We start from the raw sequence: 20,733 nt of genomic DNA, 5'->3' as shown, positions 1-20,733 counted from the left end.
GCTTCGACTGACTCAGTTGCATAACCAAATCCAGCACGCCTTTACTATCGGGCCCGCGGTCTACGTAATCGCCCAGCAGATAAAGAGAATCACTGCGCCGGAAGTTGATGCGTTGTAGCAACGCCTCAAAGGTTTTGGCACAGCCGTGAATGTCAGTGATTACCCATTGCTTCATAATGATATCTTACGCCTTTTACAGATAAATTACTTCTAAAGGTAAAAGTTTTTCCTTGTACATTTTTTAGTAGTTGACTGGTTTTGTTTACTTCACGCTGAGATACAGATAACTACAGTGAATATTATCGAACGTTCCTAATAAGGGCTTGAGCAAATCTCAGTAAAGAGCTATCTTCCCGAATGAAGCACTTTCTATTCTTTCTATTTTTTACCATTGCTACTTCTTCAATACAGGCTCAAAGCTTATCCGACTCAATTGTTTTTACTGACCTATTTGCTGCGGGCACTGATGGCTACCGTACCTATCGCATTCCCGGAATTGTTACCACTTCCCAAGGAACCCTGCTGGCTTGGTGCGAAGCCCGTCGCGACCAGAGCGATTGGGCTGACATTGATATCGTGCTACGGAGAAGCACCGACGGGGGAAGTACTTGGAGTAAGCAGAAGGTATTGGTGAATGTTCCTGAAGCTTTGGCTCAAGAAATAGCTTCTGACCCCGATGCGGTAACTAGTCACGGCTCCCCCGGTAATACAGCTAACAATCCCGTGATGATCGCTGATGCGAATGGCGACATACATTTTTTATACTGCGTAGCTTACCAACGAGCATACTACGCAGTAAGTCATGATGACGGAAAAACGTTTTCTGAACCTACTGAGATCACCACTGCTTTCGATGATTTTCGTGGTGACTATCCCTGGAAGGTACTAGCGACCGGGCCAGGGCACGGTATACAACGACAAAGCGGTCGGTTGCTCGTTCCGGTATGGCTCTCTACCGCTGACGGCGGAAACGCTCACCGCCCTTCGGTGGTGGCTACCATCTATTCGGATGACCACGGGGCAACCTGGCAAGCCGGAGACATTGCGGTTCGTCACCTTTATCCGTATCGGTACGAAGGGCAGCAACCCCAAGCTTTTGTGAACCCCAATGAAACCGTAGCGGTAGAGCTAGCCGACGGAAGGGTAATGCTCAACTCCCGCAGTGAGTCACCCGAACACCTGCGGGTAGTAACCTATAGTGCCGACGGAGCTACTCAGTGGGCGGCACCAAAATTTGATACTGCGCTGTACGATCCGGTCTGCTTGGCTAGTCTTATCAAGGGTAAATCATCAGATGGTGAGGACTACCTACTATTTATCAATCCTGACTCTCGCCCAAATTATGATCTTCATAGTCCTAAACTAAACGCCCGACGAAATCTGACCGCTAAGCTTAGCTACGACGAAGGAAAAACTTGGCTGACACAGCGAGTCATTGAACCGGGCCTAGCCGCCTATTCGGACGTAACTGTGGGGGAAGATGGTAAAATTTATGTGCTCTTTGAGCGAGGTACTACTGAAGGAATGCAATATGCTTTTCTGACACTGGCTACTTTTTCGCTGGAATGGTTAGAGAACGATCGGTCTAATGTGTCAACTAAGTAGCAAACACCTTCTTATAAGCTGGCTTGCGATAGAGAAACTGTAATCCTAGTACTGGGTAAAGCAAAAAGTCCATCAGCCAGAAGGGTGAGCGAAAGTGAATATCATCTACAATCTGACTACCCGAACTCTGCTTAAGCACTCGGTGATGGTGCTTCCAATATTTCAGAAAAAAGGGCAGTTTTACCCCTTCATCAATAAAGTACCACTCTAGCTCGGTTTCCCCATCTTCGGTAATCAGGCTACGCCAGGTTTGGCGGAACAAGAGAAAGTTGAGTTCTAGCTCCACAATATCGTCCTTGCTGGACCCATCAAAACGCTTGAGTTGCACCGGCGGAAAGGGAGGGTTGAGTTTTAAAAATAAATCTTCAGTGAAACCTTGCTTCACTGATTGATAATCTTGCTCTACAGAAGTACGAATAATTAGTCGCATAGTTGAGATAACTTCGTCTATCTGTAGATAGTTTAGAAGCCGAACATCCTTTTAGAAAGATCGTTGTGAAGGTATGACCATTGTTATCGTTGGGACTAATCGGCGCGATGCCAAATCCCGAACCATTGCTACTTACTACCAACGTCTGCTAGAAGAGCGAGGAGAAGCCAGCCAAATTTTAGACCTTATCAACCTTCCGTCAGATTTTTTAGCCACCGCTTTGTATGAGAATAACGGGCAGAATGAGGAATTCAATGCTTTTCGACAGGTACTGAAAGAAAACAGTCGCTTCGTATTTATTGTACCGGAATACAACGGTTCATTTCCCGGAGTACTCAAAGCTTTCATTGACGGATTAGACTATCCGAGTAGTTTAGCAGGAAAAAGGGCCGCCCTAGTAGGGGTGGCAGCGGGAATGCACGGGGGCAACCTAGCGCTTAGTCACTTAACCGATGTGTTGCATTATCTAGGGATGCACGTGTTGCCGATTAAACCTACCTTGGCATTCATTCATAACCACCTTTCTAACGAAGAAATCACGCATTCGGTCTATCAGCATTTATTAGAGCAACAAGTAGAGAAGCTAACTGCTAAAGAAAGCAGTAGTGCCCTTTAGTGAAGCTGCTTAAAACCTTCTGCCTTTTCGGCAAAACAATCGATCCTAGCTGCCAATATATTTGCCCTCACTTCGTCAGTTAAATTACGTTCAGCTCTTTGGCTATGAAAAAAACTTTCAAGATGATCGGACTATCTGTTGGGATTTTACTATTAGCACTGCTTGTTGTAGGCTTTCTATTTATCAAACTAAGTCCGGAATTTGGGGGCAAACCAACCTCCGAACAGAAAGAAGCTTTTGCTCAGTTAGATCACTACGAAGAGGGAGTGTTCACCAATCTGATTCCAACCTCGATGGATATGAGTTTCGGGAACATTGTTTCGGTACTGCGAGATTTCATCCAAGGCATACCCAATAGCACCCCGGACTTTTCTTTACCAGTAGAATCCGTGGATTCTCTAGATATTACTACCCATACCGATACAATTACTCAGATTACTTGGTTCGGTCACTCGGCAGTCTTGGTAGAGATCGACGGCTTACGGGTTTTCTTAGATCCGATGTTGGGTGATGTTCCTGCTCCGCACCCTTGGTTGGGTAATGACCGCTTTAATAAACAGTTACCCATTTGTATTGAACAACTTCCCCCGATTGATGCGGTGCTCATCTCCCACGACCACTACGATCACCTAGATTATGGTTCAGTACAAAAACTGAAGGAAAAGGTAAAGGATTTTTACGTCCCACTAGGAGTAGGCGCGCATTTGCGCCGCTGGGGAGTAGCTGAATCTGCTATTCACGAACTTAACTGGTGGGAAGAGGTTAACCACGCTGGGCTTACTATTGTATTTACCCCCTCTCGTCACTTTTCCGGGCGAGGTATTACTGATCGAAACACAACGCTGTGGGGTTCGTGGATCATTCAGGGTGAAAGCAAAAATCTATATTTTAGCGGCGATGGTGGATACGGGCCTCATTTTCAGAAAATTGGGGAACGCTACGGCCCGTTTGACTTAGCCATGATGGAATGCGGACAATACGATGAACGCTGGGCCCAAATTCATATGATGCCCGAAGAATCAGCTCAAGCGGCAGTGGATGTACGAGCTAAACAAATGATGCCTATTCACTGGGGGGCCTTTCGGCTCGCTCTTCATTCCTGGACTGATCCCATTGAGCGAGTAACCGAAAAAGCAGTGCAGCTACAAATGCCCGTAACCACCCCCAAGATTGGGGAAACTTTTGTAGTGGGCTCACCCAATCTACCACGAGCGAAGTGGTGGGAAAATGATTAAAAATCACTTTCCCCTTCGTGTAATTCTTGGATTAAATTAGGCTAATTAATCTACGTTATCGTGCAAGAACCGGTTGTTGCTGATAATGTTGCTATCATCATCTAGTGAATAGCGCGATACGTTACGATCTTGGTACGAAGGTACACTGTACAAGTGCACATTTCGTCGCATGTAGGCGGGTTCGTTGAAATCTTCTTTCTTGAAATGATCTTGCTCACTATCCGGTGCGCTAATACTCTTTTTTCCCCGCAACTTCAGTTTCCGTTTGTAAGCTTCTTCCATGAGCAGTCGCTTCTGCGAACTCATTTCATGCATCAGTTCTTCCTCTTCTTTTTCATTAGGCTCATCCTGAATAGACTCGTACGTCGGCTGGGGATCATCCGAAACAAAGTTTTTCACGGGTGGCTCAAAGTGATGCTCAGGAGCCGGTTCGTTAGTATTATTGCTTTCTGGTACTTTCTTGTTGGTTTCTAAGTCAACAATCCGCTTATTATCTTCTTCCGGATCGCTTGACTCTTCCTGATCAAAGCCAGTAGCAATTACGGTTACCATTACACTTTCGCCCAGGGATTCATCTACTCCATGGCCAAAAATCATCTCCATCTCCTCACTAGCCTGATCCTGGATATACGAAGTAATGATGGTTAACTCATCCATCTGAATTTCCTTCTCAGTACCAGACTTGATGGATAGTAGAATGCGCTGCGCCCCAGTAATATTTATGTTATCGAGCAGCGGCGATGATAAGGCCATTTCGGCGGCTCGTTTCGCTCGCTGATCGCCTTCCACTTTAGCCGAGCCCATTACCGCGGCACCTGAATTTGCCATTACAGTCTTTACATCTTCAAAGTCTACATTGATGTCACCCGGCAGAGTAATAATCTCAGCAATACTTTTAGCCGCCGTGGTCAGCACATTATCAGCCTGAGCAAAGGCATTGGACAGGGATAGGTTACTATATGCTTCCCGCAGTTTATCGTTTAGAATAACAAGTACTGTATCGCAGCTTTCCCGAAGCTCAGCAATACCTGCGTTAGCCAGTCGCATTTTTTTACGTCCTTCAAAGCTGAAAGGTGAGGTAACAATACCTACCGTTAAAATGCCCAATTCGCGCGCTACTCGAGCAATTTCGGGAGCGGCTCCGGTTCCGGTCCCGCCGCCCATTCCAGCGGTAATAAATAGCATTTTAGTATTATCGCTAAGTAACTCGCGAATATCTTCTTTGCTTTCAATAGCGGCGGCTTTTCCTTTTTCAGGGTTCGCCCCCGCCCCTAGCCCTTCGGTGAGCCCTATACCTATTTGTAGCTTATTAGGAACCGGGCTGGTCTGTAACGCTTGCACATCGGTATTGCAGACAATAAATTCTACATCCCGAATGCCCTGGTTAAACATATGATTCACAGCATTGCTGCCTCCGCCTCCTACACCAATCACTTTGATGATAGAAGGGTTCTGAGGCTGTAGATCGAAACTGTATGTCTTACTCATAACGGTAGATGTTTGAATAGTTTGGGGTTATACCAAAACTACATTAATATTCTTTCTCATTAAAGTCATCAATCAATATTTTCTTGGTCTTTTCCAATATACCTCTAAAAGAAAAGCCAGTTTGTCGTTCTTTTCGCACAACTTGGTTGGTTTGCCCACTTTTACGACGGAGGTATTCTGAGTTACGCTCATCAATTGCTTTGAATCCGGCTAATACTAAGCCTACTCCGGTAGCGTACATGGGCGATTTGATCGCCTCTGGTTTACTTTTGCCCAGATACTCGTTGGGGTGCCCAATGCGACCATCGGTAGCGCACATAAGCTCACATAATTGCTTGATGTGCCGCAGTTGGGAACCTCCCCCGGTAATAACAATGCCACCCGCTAATCGGTCTTCGTAGCCCGACGAAATAATCTCGGCATGAACTAGTTCGAAGATTTCTTGCACTCGCGCTTCAATGATGTAAGCTAAGTTTTTTACTGAGATTTCTCGGGGTGGACGGTCACGTAACCCGCGAATAGAAACGATCTCGTTAATGTTAGCTTCTTCGGCAATGGCTCGACCAAACTTCACTTTAAGCAACTCGGCCTGCTCGTGCAGTACTGAGCATCCTTGCTTAATGTCAGAAGTGATGATGTTACCACCGAAAGGTATAACAGCGGTATGTCGGATGATGCCATCGTGGAAAATAGCGATATCGGTAGTTCCACCCCCAATATCTACCAAGCAAACTCCCGCTTTCTTTTCTTCTTCACTGAGCACTGCTAAGCTAGAAGCTAGCGGCTCAAGAATTAAATTATCTATTTCTAGCCCAGCTTTACGGACGCATTTATTCACGTTATTGATTGCATTGGTCTGAGCCGTAATGATGTGGAAATCAGCTTCCAATTTTACTCCCGACATGCCCACTGGGTCCATAATTCCCTCCTCATAATCAACAATGTAGTGCTGAGGCATTACGTGAATAATCTCGCAACCGGGCGGGGTCACTATACGGTACATATCCTGAGTAAGCCGCTCTACATCACTTACCGTAATTTCTTCTTCAGAAGAGTTGCGGGTAATGCTACCGTGGTGTACTGAGCTCCGGATATGCTGCCCGGCAATACCTACATTTACTACATTGATTTCTACTCCTGACTGCTCTTCGGCTTGCTGAACAGCCTTCTGAATCGCCTGCACGGTTTTGTCAATGTTGCTAACAATGCCTCGTATTACTCCGTCGGACACGGCTTTACCCATGCCCATTACTTCTAGTTTTCCGTATTCATTTTTCCGGCCTACAATAACGCAGATTTTAGTAGTACCGATATCTAGTCCAACTACGGGTTGATCGTTGTCCATGGTTTTACTTGTTAGTCACAAACAATTTGATTTTCATAGGTCAGATTGACCTTAGTATAATGATTCCACCCTTTTCGGGGCAAAATTTGCTGATAAAATAATTTTAATTTGTCAAATTTCTCAGAAATCTGATCAGGCTTCCCAAATTTAATCGTTTGCCTGCCTACCTGAGGGTGCAACACTACTTCGCCCTGCTGGTTTATGTCCATTTGAGCAATCTGGGCGCGCCAGAAATCATCCTGTTCAATATATTTTGCTAAGGAAAGAAGTTGAATGCTGATGCTATCCTGCGTCCAATTCCCCTTAATTAATTTCGGAACAAGCTCACCGCCAACTAGCATTACCCGTGCCGTATGCCGTCCCGAAAGAGGAAGTAGCTTTCCGGTGGTGCTAACGTAGGCATCAGGTAGTTTAGAATGTATCAGGCGAGCAACAGGACGGCTTTGCTGTACGGCGACATGTACCTTTCCTTCCAAGTCGTAATAAATATTCACACGCTCTACGTAAGGGTTACTTAGCACTCGATGCTCCAGTTGCTTCAGCTCCAGTGCATTTAATGGCAATCCGATAATTGACTTCTCACGCTGTTGTAGCAACCCTCGTATTTCCCTTTCGCCTACGAAAGACTCCGCACCTTCGTGCTCAATAGCCACACTAATCTGTGTACACACCCGTTGCTGGCGCCGGTACTCCGTCGCTCCTACTGCCGCCGTTAGTATGGTAAGCATAACTATTAGGTATACCGATTTTTTTATCCGCTTCATGGCTTCTCCTCAATTAGTTTGACTACCTCCTGCGCAATGTGATTCGCTGCCTCAGGGCGCGCCCATTGCTTAATATTTTGTTGCAGTTGCTGTTGCTGACTTTCGTCGGTCAACAATGCTAACGCTTGCTTTATAAGTGAACTGGGAGCCTCGGCATCAGTAATCATAAGCGCCGCTTTGGCCCGAACCAATGCTTCGGCATTCTTCCGTTGGTGATCTTCTGCCACGTTGGGGGAGGGCACGAAGATAACGGGTTTTTGTACTAATGCCAATTCGGAAATTGACAATGCTCCTGCTCGGGAAATAACCACATCAGCTACGGAATACGCTAAATCCATGCGGTTTAGAAACTCCCGCAACTGAATACCTTCATGATTGGGAATTGCGACCAGTTGCTCATTCATCTTCTCATAGTAATATTTACCACTTTGCCAGATCACCTGGACATTGGCTTCCACCAGTGTTTGAATATTATTGATAATACTTTCATTCAGTGTTCTGGCTCCCAAGCTCCCGCCAATAACTAACAAAGTCTTTTTCTTCGGGTCTAAATCAAAGTACTCAGTGCCCTCTTTCTTCTTACTGCTTAACTCCTGCTGAGCTAGTTCTACAATTTCTTTTCGGATGGGATTTCCGGTAAAGACTAGTTTATCGGCCGGAAAAAACTTCTCCATACCTGGGTGAGCTACACAAATTTTACTCACCTGATTGGCTAACATCTTATTAGTGAGCCCCGCGTAGGAGTTTTGCTCCTGAAGCAGGGACGGTACCCGACGTAGGCTGGCTACATATACCAGAGGTCCGCTGGCAAACCCGCCTACCCCCACGGCCGCTTGCGGCTTAAACTCATTAATTATTTGATTGGCTTTGAAGGAGCTAGAAATTATTTTAATCGGAAACGCCAAATTATCTATTGTCAGCTTTCGCTGAAGTCCGCTAATCCATAGCCCTTCAATAGCGTAACCCGCTTCTGGCACTTTTTGCATTTCCATTCTTCCTTTAGCTCCTACAAAAAGAATTTCGGTATCAGAATGAAGAGTCCGCAGGGCGTTAGCGATAGCAATGGCCGGATAGATATGCCCTCCGGTGCCCCCGCCACTAATAATTACTCGATATGGTTTTCGTTCAGTCAATATCTTTTCGTTAGGCGATTGCCTTCTGATGTTCAAATTCTTTAGTAGTACTTAAAATAATGCCTATGGCGATGCTAGTAAATAAGAGCGATGTACCTCCCATGCTTACCAGCGGTAGTGGCAACCCGGTAACTGGAACCAGCCCGACGGCTACCGTCATATTAATCATAGCCTGAACGGCAATGGCAAAACTTAGCCCAGCAGAAAGTAGTCCGCCAAACGCTCGTTCGCTGCGAGAAACCGCTCGCATTCCCCGAAACAGGAGAACCAGAAATAATAAGATGACTCCCACCCCACCAATTACTCCGTACTCTTCTATAATAATGGCGTAGATAAAATCAGCGTAAGATAATGGCAAGGTATTCCGTTGCTCGCTTTTTCCCATTCCTTTGCCCGACACTCCGCCCGTAGCAATGGCAATGTAGGCCTGCTGATTTTGGAAAGTTACTTGCTCTTCGCTCATAAAAGATTCTACCCGACTCAGGGCTGTCTCACCCCTTTGCCCGAAGCTTAGAGCAGCATAACCAAGTAACCCTCCTGCCAACACTAACATAGCTAAATACTTAACTGGAACACGTCCAATATACATTAGTAGCAAACAGGTAAAGAACAGCATAGCGGCAGAAGATATATCTGACATGGCAATAATACCGCAGATGGTTCCACACCAAAGCATTACAGGCAGCACCGTGCGAGTAAAATCACCAACAATTTGCTGACGGCGGGATAACATTCCGGCTAGATGAGTGATGAGGGCTAACTTTGCTAAATCAGAAGGCTGAAACGTTTGGTTAATAACCGGTAACGTAATCCAGCGAGAAGCTTCGTTAATGGTTGCTCCAAACTTCCAGGTATAGAGCAACATGGGTATAGATAATAATAATAGAAGCGTAGACAGTCGGGCGAAGTACTGATAGTTAATTTTGTGAACAAACCACATAGCTCCTAGACTCAAACCTAACAGAATAATGTGTTTGAAAAGGTAGTACTCCGTATCGCCGCCGCGCTCCCGGTAAGCTAGCGAACTAGATGTGCTATACACCACCAATACTCCGATTGCTGATAGGCAGAGAACAACCAGCCAAATAATGGAATCGCCTTCAAGATATCGTTTAGCCCAAGTGCGTACTATCATTAGCGAATTTTAAGGGTTACCAATGAGAAAATAGCTAACATAATGCCGACCAACCAAAAACGACTTACAATTTTAGCCTCGTGCAAATTTTTCTTCTGGAAGTGGTGATGCAATGGTGCCATAGCAAAGATACGCCGACCGGCTCCGTATTTTTTCTTCGTATATTTAAAGTACGTGACCTGAAGCATCACTGATAAGGTTTCTATCAGAAACACCCCACAAATGATCGGTAGTAGAATTTCTTTCCGCACGGCAAAGGCCATTACCGCGATAATTCCCCCGATAGATAAACTACCGGTATCGCCCATAAATACTTGCGCTGGGAAGGCGTTGTACCATAGAAAACCGATACACGCTCCCACGAATGCGGTGGCAAATACCACCAACTCTCCCAAATCAGGAATGTACATTACATTGAGGTACTGCGAAAAAAGCAGGTTACCTGACACGTAGGCAAAGATGGCCAGGGTGATTCCGATGGTTGCCGAAGTTCCAGCCGCCAACCCATCCAGACCATCGGTAATGTTAGCTCCGTTAGAAACGGCGGTGACAATGAAAATGACGATAGCTACGTAAACTACCCAAGTCCAAGCATCAGGCAGTTCTACTAAGCCAAAGGTGATAAAAGAGAGAAGGTTCTTATAATTAGCTTCGTTATTTTTAACAAAAGGAATAGTAGTCTGGGTGGTTCTAACATCTTCGTAGGCTCCCTGCGGCATTTCCTGAATTTCTTCTCCCACGTTGGTTATACTTCCCATTAATTCTTCATCAAACTGCCGAACCTTTACATCCTCGTGAAAGTAGAGTGTCAATCCTACAATCAATCCTAACCCCACTTGACCCACAATTTTAAATTTTCCGGCCAACCCTTCTTTATTCTTCTTGAATGTTTTGATGTAGTCATCAATAAAGCCAACGGTCCCCATCCATACGGTAGCGACTAATACTAAGATTACGTAGATATTGTCAAGCCTAGCAAACAGTAGCGTAGGAATAATAATAGCACTAAGAATGATAATTCCGCCCATGGTTGGGGTTCCTTTCTTTTGTAGCTGGCCTTCCAACCCTAAGTCACGTACTATTTCTCCAATTTGCTTCTTCTGTAAGTATTGAATCAACCGTTTGCCGAAGGTGATGGTAATTAGTAACGAAAGCAACGTAGCCATACCCGCTCGAAAAGAGATAAACTGAAACAGGCTGGCCCCCGGCACGTTAAATTCTCGTTCTAAATAATCAAACAGATAATACAGCATAGTTTTCGTTTGGTGCTACCGCTGGCGTAGCTGATGAAAGATTTCGTTCAGTACTTGTTTATCGTCAAAATTGTGTTTCACTCCTTTTATCTCTTGATAGGTTTCGTGCCCTTTCCCCGCAACTAGAATGATATCGCCTTCCTTGGCCATCATGCTGGCGGCCTTGATAGCTTCTTTTCGGTTAGTAATAGCTATTACTTTTTTGTAATGCGAGGCGGGCACTCCCGCTTGCATGTCCTTAATAATTTCTTCGGGGTCTTCGCTACGGGGATTGTCCGATGTAAGAATTACTTTATCGCTAAGCTCTGCCGAAATAGCGGCCATCTTGGGTCGCTTAGCTTTGTCCCGGTCGCCCCCGCAGCCTACTACGCAAATAACGGTTTCATTTTTAGTACGCACATTTTGAATAGTTCTTAGCACATTCTCTAGAGCATCGGGCGTATGGGCGTAGTCCACAATAGCTGTTACTCCGTCGGGTGAATGCACTTGCTCAAATCGTCCTCGGGCGGGCTGCACTCCCGAAAGCTGGGTTAGTACTTCTTCTGCTTCTTCGTTTAGTAGCACCGCCGCCCCGAAGGTTGCTAACAAATTATACGCATTGAAATCACCAATCAACGGAAACCATACCGACTGGGAGGCAATAGTGTCGCCACTAATTTCTAGCTCTAAGCCTTGCAGTGAGTTGGTTAGCACCTTGGCTTTAAAATCGCTTACCCCTTTCAGCGAGAACGTTTTCACCTGCGCCGCTGTATTTTGCACCATAATCTTACCTCGCTTATCGTCAGTATTTACCAGAGCAAAGCTTAATTTAGGTAGGTCATCAAATAATTTTTTCTTGGCTTTGATGTACTCTTCAAAAGTTTTGTGATAATCTAAATGATCGTGGGAGATGTTGGTGAAGATAGCTCCGGCTACTTTAAGTCCGGCCATTCGATGCTGCACGATAGCGTGAGAGCTGGCTTCCATAAAAGCATGAGTGCAGCCCTGCTTCACCATATTGGCTAGCAAAGCATTAAGTTGCACCGCATCGGGCGTAGTGTGGGTAGAAGGAATAACTGCATCGTTAATTTTATTATTCACTGTAGAGAGCAGTCCGGTGTGATAGCCTAAGCGCATAAACAATTGGTGCAACAGCGTGACCACCGTAGTCTTCCCATTGGTGCCCGTAACTGCAATTAGTTTAAGCTTCGCTGAGGGGTTATCATAAAAATTAGAAGCCATTTGCCCTAGTGCTTGGGCACTATTGGCTACTTCTACGTAGGTTACTCCAACCTGCTTTTCCTCCGATATTTGCTCACATATCACCGAAGTAGCTCCCTTCTCTACAGCTACCTGAATATACTGATGCCCATCCACCTGCGTGCCCGATACCGCTACGAATACACTACCTTCTTCCACCCGGCGGGAGTCAAAGTGAACGGCACTCACTGATAAGTCGGTAGATCCTTCTACCGCTTTTAGCGAAACTCCGTACAGTATGTCTTTCAGTGTTTTCATTTCTTCAAGTCCACAGTCAATAGTCCATAGATAGATAGTTTTTATTATTCAATCTTTTGCGGAGGGCTTGTAGCATTTTTACAATTTCTTCCGTTTGATTGTAGGTCTGATTAAAGTTGCTTTGATCAATAATATTTCTTTTTAGTCTAATATGAAGACAAGCAACTACTTCTACAGCCGAACAAATGGCGTAGCCTACGAAACGGCTAAATTCTGCGTTACTCTGTCCGGTTGATCCTTCGGCAATATTAAGTGCAACCGAATCAGCAGCCCGCCTTAGTTGATCCGTTAGCACATAGCGCTCATCCGAAGGAAATTCTTTTGTCATATCGTATATATCTTTTGTCAATTCTAATGCTTTTTGCCAGACTACTAATTTTTCAAACTTAAACGCCATTTCTCAGTGGACTATTAACTTAATTCTAGCCACACCGTATTTCCTTTTTTTAGTGATACATCCGGTTCGAGTGACTGCTTGGTAACTCGCCCGTTGCCTTGATATTCTACGTGTAATCCCTGTTGTTCCAGTAAGTAAAGGGCATCTCGCAACGTCATTCCCTGTACATCAGGCATCTGGTTTTCTGTTATCTTTTGTTCTTTCCAATGAATCTGCTGACTGATAGGTTTGGCTCGAACCCATTCCGCCATGCTACCATCATTATCTGTAAGCTGATTGATATGTAGTGCTGAGCAGATTTGCTGTAAATCATCGCTATAACCGGCTTGAATTACCGGAAATACTCCGGCCTGCCGGGCGTACTGGGTTGGCAATGGCTTATGCAATGACAGATCAGTGGCATAAATTTTATCGGCAATGTCCTTAAAAACCGGAGCGGCTACATCACTACCGTATTGCTGGTAGCCCTTCGGGTGATTAATTACAATGATGCAACTATATTTGGGCCGATCAGCGGGGAAATAACCCGCAAATGAGGTATAGTAGTTACTGGTGTATTCTCCATTCACCAAAATTTTAGCCGTTCCGGTTTTTCCGGCTACACGATAGTATTCGTTGCGAATGTTATTAGCGGTTCCTTCCTGTACTACGCTTTCTAATAATGTCTGCACTTTGTGAAGGGTAGCCGGAGAACAGATTTGCTCCCGAAGTACTGCCGACTCAAATGATTGTTCGGCTTCTCCTACTTGCGTTACTTTCTTCACTAAGATGGGTTGAATCAGTTTTCCATCATTGGCAATCGCATTGTAAACCGATAAGGTTTGCAGTGGAGTAAGCTTCAGTCCGTAGCCAATAGACATCCAGGGTAACGTTACTCCGCTCCAACTCTTATCCTTTCGGGTGGGTATGTACGGATGACCTTCTCCCGCTAGTTGAAACCCTAGTGGCTCGGTTAATCCCATGCCCTGAAGATACTCAAGGTAACGATCAGGCTGCCCACCAAAGTAGCGATCTACCCAGCGAGAAATCGCGATATTAGAAGATTTAGCAAACGCATCTTGAAGCGTTATAGTACCGAAGCCACCCCATTTGTAATCCCGCATTACCCGGTCATGAAACTGGTATAAACCATCTCCGGTAGCAATGGTATCCTCTAATTGTAGATTAGCTTCCTCTAGCAAAGCAATCACAGAAGGCAGTTTGAAGGTAGAGCCAGGTTCAGTCAACCCGCCTACCGCATAATTGTAAATCTCAGCGTACTTACCATCTGCTCGTTTAGTTAGATTGGATATTGCTTTAATCTCCCCGGTTTGCACCTCCATCACCACCGCGCAACCATATTCGGCATCATGCTGATACAACGCATTCAATAACGATGCTTGTGTAACATCTTGAAGATTAATGTCAATGGTGGTTTCGATATTTAGCCCATTTACTGGCTTAATCTCCGAACCATTGTAAACTGGTTTCCAATGGTTTCCTTGCATTTTCTGAAAAAGCCCTTGTCCGTTTTGTCCGCGTAGATACTTATTAAAACTGTATTCCAAACCGGCTCCTTCTCCTTGTTCGTTGATAAACCCGATGGTCCGGGCTCCTAAAAACCCGAAGGGCTTATAACGCTGTTGCACTGGCTCGAAGATTATTCCTCCTCGGTAGCGTCCCTCTCGGAAAATAGGCCACTGAGATAATTCTTCTTTCTCCAGATGGTTAATTTTTTTACGACTCAGCCGTATATATCGTCGCTCGTTATCTCGCGCCCGACGTATCTTTCTTTCGTATTCAGCGGCACTAGAACCAAAATACCCGGCCAGCTTTTTACTCAATGGCCCAACATTATTTTGAAAGAGTGTATCGTGGGCCACTTTAGGATCAAATGCCACTCGGTAGTACGGTAGCGACGTAGCTAGCAGACTCCCATCGTGCGCGTAGATGTTACCCCGCGTAGCTGGCACAGCTCGATATTGTACTGTAACCTTCTTTGCTAACTCTCGCCACTGATCACCCTCCGCCGATTGTAGGTCTACAATCCGATAGACGAGTGCCCCGCCAACTACTAAGATGGCTAGAAAGGCGACGCGAACCCGCAGCACTATGGAGTTCTTAATATTCACGGCTGGGTAATCATAATTTTATAGGGTGGTGTAGCGCTTTCCGCTAACCCTAAATGCTTTACTCGTTTAGCTACTTCTGACTGTTTGCTATCTAGCATATACCCTGCCTTCAGGGTAGTATAGTTCGCCCGCAAGTCTTTTACTTGCCGCTCTAATTGATTACGCTTCCGAATCATACGCTCTGCGTAGTGACTGTTTCCTATATAAAATAGACCGATAATGGTGAAGTATAGTATGTAAGGAACGAAGCGTACCGGCAGCCCTCGTTCGAATGAAGCATCGAATCGAACGGCATCTTCTACCCGGGTAAATAAACTACGGCTAGGCGGAGTAGCTTTAGTTCGGCGCACTGTATTTCTTGGTACTTTTGCTCTTTTGTTTTTAGTCTGATATTTATTTCTTACTGCAGTCATACTTCCTATTTTAGCTTACTATTCGTTCGGCAACCCGTAGCTTCGCGCTACGGGCCCGGTTGTTTTCGGCAATTTCTTCGGGTGAAGGAATAATGGGCTTCCGGGTAATTGGGCGGAAGGGCCGCTGAATATTTCCGTAGAAATCTTGCTGCACCTCTCCCACTAAGTTTCCCTTAGCCATCAGGTTTTTAACGAGCCGATCTTCCAGCGAGTGATAAGATATTACTACCAATCTTCCCTGAGGTAGTAACACCTCCGCGCACTGCGTAAGTAGCTCCTTTAACACGTCGAGTTCTTCATTCACCTGTATACGTAACGCTTGAAACACCTGGGCGTAGTATTTAAACTCTCGACCTTTTGGAGCAAAACGGTTTAATACCTGCTTCAAATTATCCACCGTTTGCAAAGAATTTTGCACCCGTTCGGACACAATTGCCTGCGCCAGCGACTTAGCATTTTTCACCTCACCGTACATACCAAATAATTGGTGAAGCTGGCCCTCACTGTAGCTGTTAAGGATGCTGGCAGCGGTAGTCTCTTTAGTGGTATCCATCCGCATATCAAGGGGGCCCTCGAAGCGGGTTGAGAACCCCCGATCCGGGACATCAAATTGATGGGAAGAGACTCCTAAATCACCCAAAATTCCGTGCACTTTTGGCACGCCATGCAGTTTCAGATAACGCTTTAAAAAGCGGAAGTTGGCGGGAATAAATGTTAGGTTTAAACCACCTGCATTCGCTGCTGATTCAGGGTCTTGATCGAAGGCAAACAGTTGCCCTTCCGGCGAAAGCTTTTCGAGAATAGCTCGGCTATGACCACCACCTCCGAAGGTGAGATCTACGTATGTACCGGCAGGGTTCCAGACCAGTTCATCTACGCTTTTTTTAAGCAGCACTGGCTGGTGGTACATGGTCATTTCCGTTAAATTCATCATGCTGAACATCTAAATATTTCTGAGCTAATTCTGAGTATTCTTCCGGTGAATCAATGATGTAATTATCGTATACTTCTGGGTTCCAAATCTCTAGTACATCACCGGCTCCAACGATCAATATTTCTCGTTCTAATTTTGCGTACTGCAATAAGCGTTTAGGAATTAAAAACCGTCCCAGATTATCCATCTCCACTTCCGAGCTCACCCTGAAAAATGTGCGTAGTAGTCGGCGTTGCTCCGGATTGTAGGTACTTAGGGTTGCGAACTTTTCGTGTACTTTGCTGTACTCTTCTTTTGTGTAGATTGTTAGGCAAGGCTCGAAGCCACGGGAGAGGATGAATTCGTGCTTAGAACATTCAGGCAACCGACTCTTAATTTTAGCCGGCATAAGTATGCGCCCCTTAGCGTCCATTTTACATTCATATTCCCCAGTAAAGATTGCCATGTTAGCATCATCCGAAAACAACTTATTAGAACAAAGCTACAAATTGTTTACGTAATATCCTCCACTTCCTCCCACTTTTTACCACCGATTTATCTCTTTTTCTTACAAGACAAACGCCGTTTTTTGGTATTTTAGGGTGCCGTACTTATTAAAAGTACAATTTGACACTTTCAGTGCAGTAACATTTGCTAGTGAATAAATAGTAAATATTATTGCTTTGCTAACTTAGTTATTTTAGCCTGAACAGAAAAAATAACTGCATAAATAACATCATATTATTTAAATAACTGATAACAGATTCTTCCGTTGGCTCCCTTAGATTTCTTTATTTCTCCGCGAAGCTTATCTTAGCACTTTTATTGAATCCACTACTCCATGAACCTACGTACCTATTCTTTTATTTTTACTCTTGCATTTGTTCTGGCTTCCTGCTCACTGCCTGAACAAAACTCATCATCTCCCTCTACTTTATCTGTTGGGAAATGGCGAGCTACCTTAGAGCTACAAGGTCAGGTTTTACCATTCACGTTCGAGCTAAAGGAAGTAGGGAATTCCTCCTCTGACACCTCTCGAATATACGAACTTTATTTAGAGAACGCTGAAGAAAAATTGCAAGTAGATGAGGTCTATTTGGAAGGCGATTCGGTGCGAATTCCGATGCATATTTTTGATACTGAAATCATCGCTAAAAATGGGGGCGACCAGTGGGTTGGATACTGGAAAAAAAATTACGAAGAAGATTACCAACTTCCCTTTGAGGCTCAGCTCGGGGATGACCACCGTTTTGTTCAAACTACTGAAGAAGTAACCGTTGAAGTTGGCGGAAAATGGGCGGTGCAATTTGACGATGACAGCCTCAGTTCAGTCGGAATTTTTAAGCAACAAGGTAACCGAGCAACTGGGTCGTTTCTCACCGCCACTGGCGACTACCGATTCCTCGAAGGCAACGTGGTAAATGATGAACTACTGCTTAGCACTTTCGACGGTGAACATGCCTTTTTATTTAAGGCAAAAATACAAGACGACGGGTCATTGAAAGGTGACTTCTGGTCGGGCTCTCACTACCATACTACCTGGACTGCCCAGCGGGATGAAAACGCTGCGCTGGCCGATGTAAATTCGCTCACATATCTTAAGGAAAACTACGATCGCCTGGCCTTTACTTTTCCTGATTTGCAGGGCGATAGTGTCTCGCTAACTGACCCTAAATATGAAGACAAAGTAGTACTGGTTCAAATCTTCGGAACTTGGTGCCCCAACTGTATGGACGAAACCAAATTTCTTACTGACTGGTACAACAAAAATCAAGATCGTGGTGTCGAAATTGTTGGGTTGGCCTACGAACAAAAGAATGATTTTAACTACGCCCAGCGGAGGGTACAGAAGATGGTAAACAAGTTAGATGTCGGGTACGACTTTTTGATTGCCGGAGTATCGGACAAAGAGAAGGCCGCCGAAACGCTGCCGATGCTTAACCGAATAATGTCATTCCCTACCCTGATCTATATTGACCGAGATGGTGAAGTAGCTAATATCCACACCGGCTTTAGTGGACCCGGCACGGGGGAATATTACGCAGAGTTTGTAGAAGAATTTAACGAGCGGATGGATACGCTATTAGGCAATGAGAATATGTAATGGAAAAACTATTCTCCCCAAGCAACTTAACAGTGCTTTTCCCAAAAACGAACTCAACTATATACTTTTTCGTAGTCTAGCTAAGAAGCAGGCCAATCACCCAATATGACGATTATTGATACCCGTAGAGCTACCCCAGAAATTCTCTCCAATGCCATTAAGCAGGTATTAGCCGGAAAAGAAAATATTTCTGAAGGAAGAAAATCAGTCATTAGTTAAGATGGTATTAGTGCATAAGGAAGAGCAGAAACTTGGATAAGCCACTTCGTCAAGGCGGATTTGCTAAAGGTAAAATCCATCTGGATGAAGGTTAGAATTCTAGAGAAGTTAATGAAGAAATTGCCTGAGAGTTTGGTGCACTTGGTTGACGTATGAGAGGGCTATTACTTGATACTCATACGTTTCTTTGGTGAGCGGCAGGTAACTCCCAGTTGTCAGTCTCTATCAACCAACATATTAATCACCACCCTACTGTCTATTTAAGCAGTGTGGTTGCCTGAGAGGTTGAGATTGAACAAGCAAAAGGCAAACTGCCTGGTCAGCCTTTTGACTGGAACCAGCTTATGGATGACAAGCAATTAATTCCGCTAGACGTACCCTTCGCTCACATTGTTGCTCTACGAAGCTTACCTCTACTCCACCATGATCCATTTGACCGACTTCTGATTGCTCAATCAATAGCTGATGATTTGCAACTTGCTACTCATGACAAAATCATTCAGGCTTATCCAGACGTAGATATAGTAAAAGTCTAAGCAATTTAAAGTCAAAACTTCAGCAAAGCATATCCTTTCTGCTGGTATTCGGTCTGAATGGTGAGTGCCGAAATAGAAACAGTAATATCAGAATGTAACGGTTGAGGATAGAACCCGCGGGCTAGTAGTGACTGTCCGCAAACGAAAAGTTTTACTCCCGCATCGCTCAATGCTTGTATCAGCTTGTCGTTTGGATTATCGCAACCGAATTTTTCCTGATAAGCAGCATTGGCCAGCACCGTGGGCGTAGCCAGCGAATGAACTACTGCGACTACTTCCATTTTCTCTTTCGACACTCCACCTAAGCCATGCAGATTTAGCATGCGGGCAATATTATTCAGCGAAGGATTTATTTCGTCTGACTTTTCGGCACCTTGGGTTACATCAATCACGATACGATAGGTTAAAGTGGTATCCGGGTTCTTTTGCACTTTGGGAATTTTATAAATACCGCCAAATCCGGGTACGATAGGAAACTGAGGGGGGAATTCCTGAGCCTGAGCGACAATATTGAGCAACCATGCTCCCGTTATTGCGAAGATAATATGTTTCATAGGTAGAAAAGAGATTCAGTTAAGAGAATTCACAAATAGAAACTATTTTTCTAGTTATCCCAACTGTTTGAGATAGTTCGGGGTCACTTCTGTAAATGAGCTTTTAACTTTATGCGTACAAGATATCTAATAGTTGGCCTATTAATCCTACTAGCTGGGTTGCTAGGTTGTAGCGAAGACGATGCCCTAAACTACCGATCTCTCTTGGGAGCATGGTATAATGAATTACCGCTAACCGAGGACCCTTCAGCTACCCTCAGGATAGAATACACTTTCAATGAAGATAGTAGCTATATTTTCTCCCAAAAGATTATCCGCACTAGTCCCTCTATTCCTTCAGAAACGGTAGTAAGTGATACGGGTAGCTATCTTCTAAACGGCAACCGCTTATCACTTTTTCCAAACGAACGCTACTTTGACCTAAACAATCTTTCGCCGCTAGAACAAATTTTATTTGAAAATACTCGAAGCCAGCGCGAAATCTGGGTAGAATTTGATCAAAGGGGGTGGGAACTTACCCTTACTTTCCCGTGTCCGATTAACGCAGCTTGCGCTCCGGGCACCACATACTATCGAGCACTATAACGTAAGCAGACGTTCGAGCTCGCCCCAAACAAAAAAAGCCCTCTTGCGGGAAGGCTTTTGCTGCTTACGTACCTATCGCTAACCTAACTGTCGGACTAAAGCCAAAATTTTGTCTTGAGTTTCAGCGTCCATGTACGAAGGGTCTTCTAACTTACCTACCCGGATACTTTTGCTGTAGAACTCTAAAGCTTTTGTTGGAAGCAGGTTGTGAACATAGTAGTCGCCTTTCACTTTTAAATTGAATGCTGACTCGTGGATGGCCAGCGACTTGTTTAGCCACTCCGCAGCTTCTTTAAGATTTACTTTTTTAGCAATGCACTTCTCAGCAGCCTTGGCCAACGTATACCAATCGTCAGGAGCAGCGTTTTCTACTGCTTCGCGAGCTCGCTGGGTGGTTTTA

21 protein-coding genes and 1 pseudogene are annotated in these 20,733 nt (G+C 44.8%); 6 read left to right on the top strand and 16 right to left on the bottom strand.

Annotation, left to right across the window (positions count from 1 at the left end; translation table 11 throughout):
* Nucleotides 1-175, bottom strand: a 175-nt coding sequence (locus tag WBA23_RS13125) for a metallophosphoesterase (RefSeq protein ID WP_424582730.1), incomplete at its 3' end; no start/stop codon positions are given.
* Nucleotides 176-357: 182 nt separating this feature from the next.
* Between WBA23_RS13125 and WBA23_RS13120 the strand changes: the two genes are divergently transcribed.
* On the top strand, nt 358-1,605 hold the full coding sequence (locus WBA23_RS13120; protein WP_424582729.1) for a sialidase family protein: 1,248 nt from the start codon (nt 358-360) through the stop codon (nt 1,603-1,605).
* Here WBA23_RS13120 and WBA23_RS13115 read toward each other — a convergent pair.
* Nucleotides 1,598-2,035: an SRPBCC family protein gene (locus tag WBA23_RS13115; RefSeq protein WP_424582728.1), complete on the bottom strand. Its 438-nt coding sequence runs from the start codon at nt 2,033-2,035 to the stop codon at nt 1,598-1,600. The two genes, WBA23_RS13120 and WBA23_RS13115, sit on opposite strands and share 8 nt — an antisense overlap.
* A 73-nt stretch (nt 2,036-2,108) precedes the next feature.
* Here WBA23_RS13115 and WBA23_RS13110 point away from each other — a divergent pair, with 73 nt between their 5' ends.
* Nucleotides 2,109-2,651 carry an NADPH-dependent FMN reductase gene (locus WBA23_RS13110; protein WP_424582727.1) on the top strand — a complete coding sequence of 181 codons (543 nt, stop codon included), beginning with the start codon at nt 2,109-2,111 and terminating at the stop codon, nt 2,649-2,651.
* A 104-nt stretch (nt 2,652-2,755) separates the two neighbouring features.
* The gene (locus WBA23_RS13105; protein WP_424582726.1) at nt 2,756-3,886 is read left to right on the top strand and encodes an MBL fold metallo-hydrolase; all 1,131 of its coding nucleotides are present in this window, start codon (nt 2,756-2,758) and stop codon (nt 3,884-3,886) included.
* Between the two features lie 45 nt (nt 3,887-3,931).
* On the opposite strand, the gene ftsZ is transcribed toward WBA23_RS13105, so the two are convergent.
* From ftsZ to mraZ, 12 genes are all read right to left on the bottom strand, one after another.
* Nucleotides 3,932-5,374: a cell division protein FtsZ gene (gene ftsZ, locus WBA23_RS13100; RefSeq protein WP_424582725.1), complete on the bottom strand. Its 1,443-nt coding sequence runs from the start codon at nt 5,372-5,374 to the stop codon at nt 3,932-3,934.
* Between the two features lie 43 nt (nt 5,375-5,417).
* The gene (gene ftsA / locus WBA23_RS13095; RefSeq protein WP_424582724.1) at nt 5,418-6,719 is read right to left on the bottom strand and encodes a cell division protein FtsA; all 1,302 of its coding nucleotides are present in this window, start codon (nt 6,717-6,719) and stop codon (nt 5,418-5,420) included.
* A gap of 11 nt (nt 6,720-6,730) precedes the next feature.
* Nucleotides 6,731-7,447: a cell division protein FtsQ/DivIB gene (locus WBA23_RS13090; protein WP_424582723.1), complete on the bottom strand. Its 717-nt coding sequence runs from the start codon at nt 7,445-7,447 to the stop codon at nt 6,731-6,733.
* Between the two features lie 32 nt (nt 7,448-7,479).
* Nucleotides 7,480-8,652 carry an undecaprenyldiphospho-muramoylpentapeptide beta-N-acetylglucosaminyltransferase gene (murG, locus tag WBA23_RS13085; protein ID WP_424582722.1) on the bottom strand — a complete coding sequence of 391 codons (1,173 nt, stop codon included), beginning with the start codon at nt 8,650-8,652 and terminating at the stop codon, nt 7,480-7,482.
* On the bottom strand, nt 8,627-9,751 hold the full coding sequence (locus tag WBA23_RS13080; RefSeq protein WP_424582721.1) for an FtsW/RodA/SpoVE family cell cycle protein: 1,125 nt from the start codon (nt 9,749-9,751) through the stop codon (nt 8,627-8,629). The genes murG and WBA23_RS13080 overlap by 26 nt, the downstream gene beginning before the upstream one ends.
* On the bottom strand, nt 9,751-11,004 hold the full coding sequence (mraY, locus tag WBA23_RS13075) for a phospho-N-acetylmuramoyl-pentapeptide-transferase (RefSeq protein WP_424582720.1): 1,254 nt from the start codon (nt 11,002-11,004) through the stop codon (nt 9,751-9,753). Before mraY ends, WBA23_RS13080 begins: the two co-directional genes overlap by 1 nt.
* A 15-nt stretch (nt 11,005-11,019) precedes the next feature.
* Nucleotides 11,020-12,501, bottom strand: coding sequence for a UDP-N-acetylmuramoyl-L-alanyl-D-glutamate--2,6-diaminopimelate ligase (locus WBA23_RS13070; protein ID WP_424582719.1), 1,482 nt, complete (start codon nt 12,499-12,501; stop codon nt 11,020-11,022).
* Between the two features lie 16 nt (nt 12,502-12,517).
* A complete protein-coding gene (locus WBA23_RS13065) occupies nt 12,518-12,829 on the bottom strand; it encodes a four helix bundle protein (RefSeq protein ID WP_424582718.1) in 312 nt (103 codons plus the stop codon).
* An 83-nt stretch (nt 12,830-12,912) separates the two neighbouring features.
* Nucleotides 12,913-15,009, bottom strand: coding sequence for a penicillin-binding protein (locus WBA23_RS13060; protein WP_424582717.1), 2,097 nt, complete (start codon nt 15,007-15,009; stop codon nt 12,913-12,915).
* Complete coding sequence (locus tag WBA23_RS13055) at nt 15,006-15,422, bottom strand: FtsL-like putative cell division protein (RefSeq protein WP_424582716.1); 417 nt, start codon at nt 15,420-15,422, stop codon at nt 15,006-15,008. Before WBA23_RS13055 ends, WBA23_RS13060 begins: the two co-directional genes overlap by 4 nt.
* A 10-nt stretch (nt 15,423-15,432) precedes the next feature.
* Nucleotides 15,433-16,356 carry a 16S rRNA (cytosine(1402)-N(4))-methyltransferase RsmH gene (rsmH, locus tag WBA23_RS13050; protein WP_424582715.1) on the bottom strand — a complete coding sequence of 308 codons (924 nt, stop codon included), beginning with the start codon at nt 16,354-16,356 and terminating at the stop codon, nt 15,433-15,435.
* The gene (gene mraZ, locus WBA23_RS13045; protein ID WP_424582714.1) at nt 16,307-16,801 is read right to left on the bottom strand and encodes a division/cell wall cluster transcriptional repressor MraZ; all 495 of its coding nucleotides are present in this window, start codon (nt 16,799-16,801) and stop codon (nt 16,307-16,309) included. The genes rsmH and mraZ overlap by 50 nt, the downstream gene beginning before the upstream one ends.
* Nucleotides 16,802-17,176: 375 nt before the next feature.
* On the opposite strand from mraZ, the gene WBA23_RS13040 reads away from it, so the two are divergent.
* A complete protein-coding gene (locus tag WBA23_RS13040) occupies nt 17,177-18,439 on the top strand; it encodes a TlpA disulfide reductase family protein (RefSeq protein ID WP_424582713.1) in 1,263 nt (420 codons plus the stop codon).
* A gap of 563 nt (nt 18,440-19,002) precedes the next feature.
* A complete protein-coding gene (locus WBA23_RS13035; protein WP_424582712.1) occupies nt 19,003-19,194 on the top strand; it encodes a hypothetical protein in 192 nt (63 codons plus the stop codon).
* A gap of 11 nt (nt 19,195-19,205) precedes the next feature.
* Here the strand turns inward: WBA23_RS13035 and WBA23_RS13030 are convergent, their stop codons facing one another.
* Nucleotides 19,206-19,748, bottom strand: a complete 543-nt coding sequence (locus WBA23_RS13030) for a DsrE family protein (RefSeq protein ID WP_424582711.1) — start codon at nt 19,746-19,748, stop codon at nt 19,206-19,208.
* Nucleotides 19,749-19,859: 111 nt separating this feature from the next.
* Here WBA23_RS13030 and WBA23_RS13025 point away from each other — a divergent pair, with 111 nt between their 5' ends.
* Nucleotides 19,860-20,333 carry a hypothetical protein gene (locus tag WBA23_RS13025; RefSeq protein ID WP_424582710.1) on the top strand — a complete coding sequence of 158 codons (474 nt, stop codon included), beginning with the start codon at nt 19,860-19,862 and terminating at the stop codon, nt 20,331-20,333.
* 78 nt (nt 20,334-20,411) lie between these two features.
* Here the strand turns inward: WBA23_RS13025 and WBA23_RS13020 are convergent.
* A pseudogene (locus tag WBA23_RS13020) lies at nt 20,412-20,733 on the bottom strand (hypothetical protein); the annotation flags it as partial.

Origin of the sequence: Tunicatimonas sp. (genome assembly GCF_049647865.1) — a bacterium.
In the GTDB taxonomy this organism is placed as follows: domain Bacteria; phylum Bacteroidota; class Bacteroidia; order Cytophagales; family Cyclobacteriaceae; genus Tunicatimonas.
The sequence above is the reverse complement of the archived record's forward strand: the minus strand, read 5'-3'. Positions and strand labels throughout refer to the sequence as shown.